Here is a 6,689-nt window from a genome sequence, read left to right on the forward strand (position 1 = left end):
GCTAGATCCGCAGCACAACCGATCCGCCCGCCAAACCTGCGCCGGCAGCACTCAGAAGCAGGATTTCGCCTTGGGCAAAATCACGCTCACGGCGGGCAATGGAGAGCGAGAGCGGGATCGTGGCAGCCGATGAATTGCCGTAGTCTCGGATCGTCTGCACCATCTTGTGGCGCGGGATGCCGAGATCGTTGCAAACAGTGTTGAACAATCGCGCATTGGCCTGATGCGGAATGAACCGATCAACATCATCCACGCTCATCTGCGCGCGGCGCAAGGCCTGCCGTGCAGTGCCGGTCATCAAAGCTGCAGCCCGCACAAAGACTTCGCGACCCTCTCGCATCGTCATCAGAAATGCTCCCGCATCCATCTCACTCGAATAGGGCCGGTTGCTACCGCCCGCCGGTATCGTGATCAGATCATAGCCGCTCCCATCCGATACAAGATCGAGCGCAAGAAGTCCGCGCTGTGGATCGGGATCAGGCGCCAGCACGACCGCACCGGCCGCATCAGCAAACAGGGCTGAGGTGCTGCGATCATTCGGATTGATACGGCGACTGAGGATGTTTGCTGCAACAATCAGGACCGAGCGACCATGCAGCCTGACGAAACCATCGGCCAGCGCCAGCGCATAGAGGAAGCCTGAGCAGGCGCCTGCCAGATCGACCGCACCTGCTTTCTCAAGATCAAGCCGGTGGCTCAATAAAGGCGCGGAGGGGGGAAGAACATGATCTGGCGTCGAGGTCGCGAGCAGCGTCAGCGCGATTTCCTGCGGCCGGATCCCGGCATCATCCATCGCCATCCGGGCAGCCGTTTCCGCAAGCCCGGTCAGCGTGTCATGGTCATCCGCCCAGTAACGGCTTCCAATGCCGGTCCGTCGCTCGATCCAACCGGCTTCAAGGCCCAGTCTTTGCTCGATTTCTGCGCTAAAGACACATCGCTGCGGCACAGCATGGCCAAAGCCTACGATGCGCGATGAACGGACAGAGTTCATCGCGCACTTTCCAGAACGATCGATGCAACTTCATCCACCGCGTCATAGGCAAGACTGAGCTCAGCATCGCTCATGCAATAGGGCGGCATCAGATAGAGGACGTTGCCAAGCGGGCGGATGAGTATCCCGCGATCGCGAAACAATTGGCGCATTCGGGGGGCTGCTTGCGAAAGATAGCCGTTGCCTTCTCCCACAAGATCGAGCGCGGCAAGTGTGCCGCACTGACGGATGTTGGCAAAGCGCGGATCGTTGTCGAAGCGGGCAAGATTGAGCCGCTGCGCGGTTTCAAGCGCGCCTATGCGCTCAAGCACCGGCTCGTTCTGCCAGATCGTCAGATTGGCAACGCCCGCCGTGCAGGCAATCGGATTGGCTGTATAGGAACTGGAATGAAAGAATGTCTTGCGCCGATCCTCTGACAGATGCGCCTCATAGACTTTGCCTACACAAAGCGTGGCGGCAAGCGGCAAAGCACCGCCGGTCAGACCTTTTGATGTGCACAGGATATCTGGCGTGATGCCGGCGTGTTCACAAGCAAACATCGTTCCCGTTCGCCCCCAACCTGTCATCACCTCGTCGGCTATGAAAAGACACTGATACCGTTCGGCAATCGTCTTCAACCCGGCAAGTGTGGCGGGGCCGTACATCTTCATGCCGCCGGCGCCAAGCACCAGAGGCTCTATCAAAAGCGCGGCCACCCGCCCGCTGCGGCAGAGCGTCTCAAACTGATCCAGCGTCTGCTGTCCCAGCCCGGCCCGCGGGAACGCAATTCGGTCAACGCCAAACAGCAGCGCTTCATAGGCGGCATTGAAAACGCCGCGCGCGCCCGCAGACATCGTACCGATCGTATCGCCGTGATAGCCCGCTTCCATCACGACGATACGATCGCGGGGCTCGCCGCGATTGTGAAAATATCCAAGGGCCATCTTGATCGCCACTTCGACGCAGGTCGAGCCGCTGTCCGAATAAAAGACATGCGCGAGCCCCGGCGGTGCCACCGCGATCAAGCCCTCGGCGAGCCGTTCGGCTGCCTGATGCGAGAATTCCGCAAAAATGATCTGGTCATAGCATTCGGTCGCCTCGCGGATCGCCTGCATGATCGTCGGATGTCGATGGCCATGGGTGATGACCCACCAGGATGAAATGGCATCGAGAATCTTCCTGCCGGTTTCATCGAGAAGATAGCAGCCATCGGTAGCCGCAATGCGTGTCATTGGCGGCTCAAGCGCATGCTGGGTAAACGGGTGCCATACAAGCGAACGCATCAAACAAGGCCTCTTCTCAAATGTGCCAGATCGAAATTCTCAGAGAACGCATCCTGTAGCGCTGCGGCGTTGAGGTCAGTGAGCCAGGGCAACCGACCGAGTTCCGCCACGCGGCCCATCCTGGCGATGACCCGTTGTGTCTCGCGGTTCTCGTCGCCGATGAAGGCAATGCCAGCCACCGGGATGCCGCGATGCCGCAGCGCCTGAAGTGACAGCAATGTATGGTTGATGGTGCCAAGCGAGGTCCGGGCGCAGAGGATCACTGGGATCTGCCAGCGGGCGAAGATATCGGCGAAAACGACCTCCTCGGTGATCGGAACAAGAAGTCCGCCTGCGCCTTCGATCACCAGGGGACCACGCGTCTCAGGCGGATCCAGTCGAGCGGAATCGATCGCGATACCGTCGCGGCTTGCGGAAAGATGCGGCGATGCGGGCGTCTGAAGACGATAGGCTTCCGGCAGGATCTGCTCTCGCTTGAGAGCGCCTAGTCGCAACACGGCAGCACTATCCGTCTCGTCAGTCAGACCCGACTGGATCGCCTTCCAGTAACAGCCGCCAAGCGCAGCGGTAAGCGCTGCGGAGAAAACAGTCTTGCCAATGCCGGTATCGGTGCCGCTCACAACATAATGTGGGGTCATGGCGTAACCTCCTTAACAATTGAGCCCAGACGCTCGATCATCGCGGTGATCTGCGCCTCATCAACATTGAGCGTGATGGAGATCCGCAGGCGTGCTGTGCCAATCGCAACGGTTGGCGGCCGGATCGCACGAATGTCGAAGCCTTCTTCCTGCAGAAGACCGGCGATCCGCAATGCCCGGGCATTGTCACCAATCAGCACCGGCTGAATCTGCGAATAGCTGGGCGTGATTGCGAGCGTCGAGGCCAAGGCGTCGCCGGCATGACGACATAGGGTGTTTAGTCTGTCGCGGCGCTCGGGCTCATCGCTTACGACCCGCAACGCCGCGCGGACGCCCTCCGCAATTAACGGGGAGGGCGCTGTCGAGTAGATGAAGCTGCGTGCGTGGTTGACGAGATAGCCGGCAAGCGTCGCAGGCAGGCAAAGCAGCGCGCCGGAGACGCCGAGCGCCTTGCCGCAGCCATGCAGAGTGATGAGGTGGGCGGCACCCTTCAAGGTGGAAGCGAGCCCGCGTCCTTCCGGACCCAGAACGCCAGTGGCATGCGCCTCATCGACGACGAGAAAACCCTCATGGCGGATTGCGAGCTCTAGCAGTTCGGCGAGCGGTGCACGGTCGCCATCCATCGAATAAAGGCTTTCAACCGCGATCCACGGCGCCCCTCTGCCGCCGCCTTCTCGCCAAAAGCGAATGGCTTGTTCGACCGCCTCGACATTATTGTGTGGCACCGCAACAGCGCGCGCCCGGCTGCCGCGAATCCCGTCATGCACGCTTGCATGGATCAAAGCATCATAGAGGATCAGATCGTCGCTTTGCGGCAAAGTGGAAAAGAGCGCGACATTTGCAGCAAAGCCATTGCTGAAATAAAGCGCGGTTTGCGCACCAAAAAAACTTGCCGCCTCGGCTTCCAGTGCCTCGTGCACAGGATGATTGCCCCGCAACAGCCGCGAACCGGCAGCGCCCTGTGGTATTTCTTGATCGATTGCTGCTGCGATAGCAGCTGCGATCTGCGGTGCTCTCGCCAGGCCGAGATAGTCATTGGAGGTGAAATCAACGCCACGCGTCTGGCTCAGGACACGAAACCGCGACCGGCGCATGAGGCCGGTCAGTCTGGTCTGGTAGCGATCAAACGCCGGAAAACTCACGCTGCTGCCTCCCGCTCCATGGGCTTTAATCCGAGCCGTCGCAGCAGTGCGGCATCGTGATCTTCGCCCGGATTTTCTGCGGTCAGCAGCGTCTCCCCGACAAAGATCGAATTGGCACCGGCAAAGAAGCAAAGCGCCTGCAGCTCATCGCTCATATCACTGCGCCCAGCCGACAGCCGCACAAAGGAGCGGGGCATCAAGATCCGTGCCAGCGCGATCATGCGCACGAAATCGACGGGCTCGATCGGTGCGGCATGCTCGAGTTTTGACCCCGGGATCGGGATCAGCATATTGATGGGCACGCTTTCGGGCGGTGAGGGCAGATTGGCCAATGCCACCAACATCGAAACGCGATCTTCCACCGTTTCACCCATGCCGAGAATGCCACCGGCACAAACCTTGATCCCGGCATTGCGAACATGTTCGAGAGTTTCCAGCCTGTCGTGAAACCCACGGGTGGTGATGATCTGGGAATAATAGCGCTCGGAGGTATCAAGATTGTGATTGTAGTAATCAAGTCCGGCATCAGCGAGCCGCACCGACTGCTCCGCCGTCAGCATGCCAAGCGTCATGCAGGTCTCCATTCCAAGCGCCCTGACGCCTGCGACCATGGCGACCAGAACATCCATGTCTCGATCCTTTGGGCTGCGCCATGCGGCCCCCATGCAATAGCGTGTCGCCCCGCCATCGCGCGCTTTGCGTGCCTGCGCAAGGACGCGCTCAACAGCCATCAGCTTCGATGCCTTGAGACCTGTCGGATAATGCGCGGACTGGCTGCAATAGCCGCAATCCTCGGCACAGCCGCCCGTCTTGATCGACAGAAGTCGGCTCAGCTGGATGGTATTGGGATCAAAATTCGCGCGATGCACCTGCTGGGCGCGATACAGCAGATCGTTGAAGGGCAAATTATAGATAATATGCGCATCCTGCATCGATATTGCCGCTGCGGTCCCATCTGAATCGGGCGCCGTGTGGTTGCGATTGATCGCGGTTTTTGTCATGAAATGCTCCTTGCAGATGCGAAATCTCGTTCAAATCCTCCAGAAAACGTGGGTTTCGCCAAGGTGAGAGCGGCTTCTCACTGCGATTTTCAGTCTTCTGACAGGATAGAAACTCGCGCTTTAAAAAATAGATAAAAGCGAATCACTATAGATAAAGCATAGCTTATGATCGATTATGGGTGCAAGATCAGCACTGTTGTTCCCTGCGGGATACCCTGAGACACCCGGACAACAGCCGGGCGCAGGCGAGGCTGCGCGCTGTATGTCTGCTCTGATATCATGCGCCGCACTGGCGCGAATCGATGACGATGCGGCACTGTGGTCATCATCAACAACGGGCAGTCGCCGATCCGACTGCTGCCCGCAATCGGGCCGCAGGTCGGGCTTCTAGAAAAAGCCTCGGCGTAGCAGCGCCAGCACAGGGGCCCCGATGGATTGTGGCTTCAAAGAAACGGCTTTCATCCGCAAACCACATAGAGCGCGGCGCGTGAATTCCATGCTCGCGAGCAGTATCAAGCCATTGTCGATGCCGCACAAGGCAGTGCAATTGCAGTTCCAGCAGAGGGTTGCATTCGAACGGTTCGCAAAGCCCTGGTCTGCCGGTTCGTTTATGCCTTTGTGCCACCGGACACTATTGAAAATGTCATCATGACGCAGGCTCAAAAAAGCGCAAAAGATCGCGGATATAGCCGGCAAGCACATGGCGCTTGAGGATCGACCTGCTTCTGCGGCGCGGGCCAGGCATGACGTTGCGCGCCTGATGCGCGAACCCCCATATGAAATGCCTCACAATTTCTGGGAGGATAGGTGACGGTGCTGCTCGAATGTTCCGCAGTCGCGATACCTCACGACCACAATGGTGGGGTTCGCATCAACCATAAGTACATCAGCACTCAACGCGACCCTATGCGCTTTGGCCGTCTTTCGTGATTGCAAATTGTCAACGGCATTTCTCGTAGGCGGACGCAGGCCAGCTCTGCAAACGCCGCTGTGAGAACGCACCCTAAAGAACCTGTCACCCACATCTGGCTCACCCTTTGCAACCCCGGCCAGTGCCGGGCGGGCCAAGTGCTCCTCGCAGATAAAAGGGGCTAATAGGCTGTGGTGATTGGCAACAGGGTGCCCCAATCAGCTCTCTCTATCAATTGCGGGATCAATTGCGGGATCAATCGGGAGTGAGTGGCGCTATTGCCTGGCGCTGAAGCGGCATGTCTGAATGAATTCTGATTTCACGCTTTCACGCTTTCACGCTTGCATCTTATGCCCGCCTTCAGCCCCTGCCGCCGCCTGCCGCTGCCTGCCGCTGCCTGCCGCTGCCTGATTGACGGTCATTGCGATCATGTGAAGAATGTCATCGGCGCTACATCCGCGTGAGAGGTCGTTGGCGGGTTTTGAAAGGCCTTGAAGCACGGGGCCGATGGCTTGTGCTCCGCCGATGCGTTGCGCAATTTTATAGCCTATATTGGCGGCCTCCAGATTGGGAAACACAAAGACATTTGCATTCCCTTTGAGCGGCGACTCCGGAGATTTCGCATGACTGATTGCTTCAACAAATGCAGTGTCGAATTGCAGCTCGCCATCAACACAAAGATCTGGTCTCCTTGCACGCACAGTGTTGGTCGCCTCAATAACTTTTGAGACGCGTTCATGTGCGG

The 6,689-nt window shown here is 58.6% G+C and carries 6 protein-coding genes; all 6 read right to left on the reverse strand.

What is annotated here, in order from left to right:
- Position 1: 1 nt before the first annotated feature.
- Positions 2–991, reverse strand: coding sequence for a beta-ketoacyl-ACP synthase III (locus tag ABWV94_RS22950; RefSeq protein WP_353415491.1), 990 nt, complete (start codon positions 989–991; stop codon positions 2–4).
- Entirely contained in the window at positions 988–2,256 is a 1,269-nt protein-coding gene (locus ABWV94_RS22955; RefSeq protein ID WP_353415493.1) for an adenosylmethionine--8-amino-7-oxononanoate transaminase, read from the reverse strand. The genes ABWV94_RS22950 and ABWV94_RS22955 overlap by 4 nt, the downstream gene beginning before the upstream one ends.
- Positions 2,253–2,891 carry a dethiobiotin synthase gene (gene bioD / locus ABWV94_RS22960; RefSeq protein ID WP_113497707.1) on the reverse strand — a complete coding sequence of 213 codons (639 nt, stop codon included), beginning with the start codon at positions 2,889–2,891 and terminating at the stop codon, positions 2,253–2,255. The genes ABWV94_RS22955 and bioD overlap by 4 nt, the downstream gene beginning before the upstream one ends.
- The gene (locus tag ABWV94_RS22965; protein WP_502905214.1) at positions 2,888–4,033 is read right to left on the reverse strand and encodes an 8-amino-7-oxononanoate synthase; all 1,146 of its coding nucleotides are present in this window, start codon (positions 4,031–4,033) and stop codon (positions 2,888–2,890) included. Before ABWV94_RS22965 ends, bioD begins: the two co-directional genes overlap by 4 nt.
- On the reverse strand, positions 4,030–4,965 hold the full coding sequence (gene bioB, locus ABWV94_RS22970) for a biotin synthase BioB (protein ID WP_353415500.1): 936 nt from the start codon (positions 4,963–4,965) through the stop codon (positions 4,030–4,032). The genes ABWV94_RS22965 and bioB overlap by 4 nt, the downstream gene beginning before the upstream one ends.
- 1,314 nt (positions 4,966–6,279) lie before the next feature.
- Positions 6,280–6,689: phosphate acyltransferase (locus tag ABWV94_RS22975; RefSeq protein ID WP_353415494.1), on the reverse strand; the 410-nt coding region annotated here is incomplete at its 5' end.

This window comes from Brucella sp. NBRC 12953 (assembly GCF_040369775.1).
In the GTDB taxonomy this organism is placed as follows: domain Bacteria; phylum Pseudomonadota; class Alphaproteobacteria; order Rhizobiales; family Rhizobiaceae; genus Brucella; species Brucella pseudogrignonensis.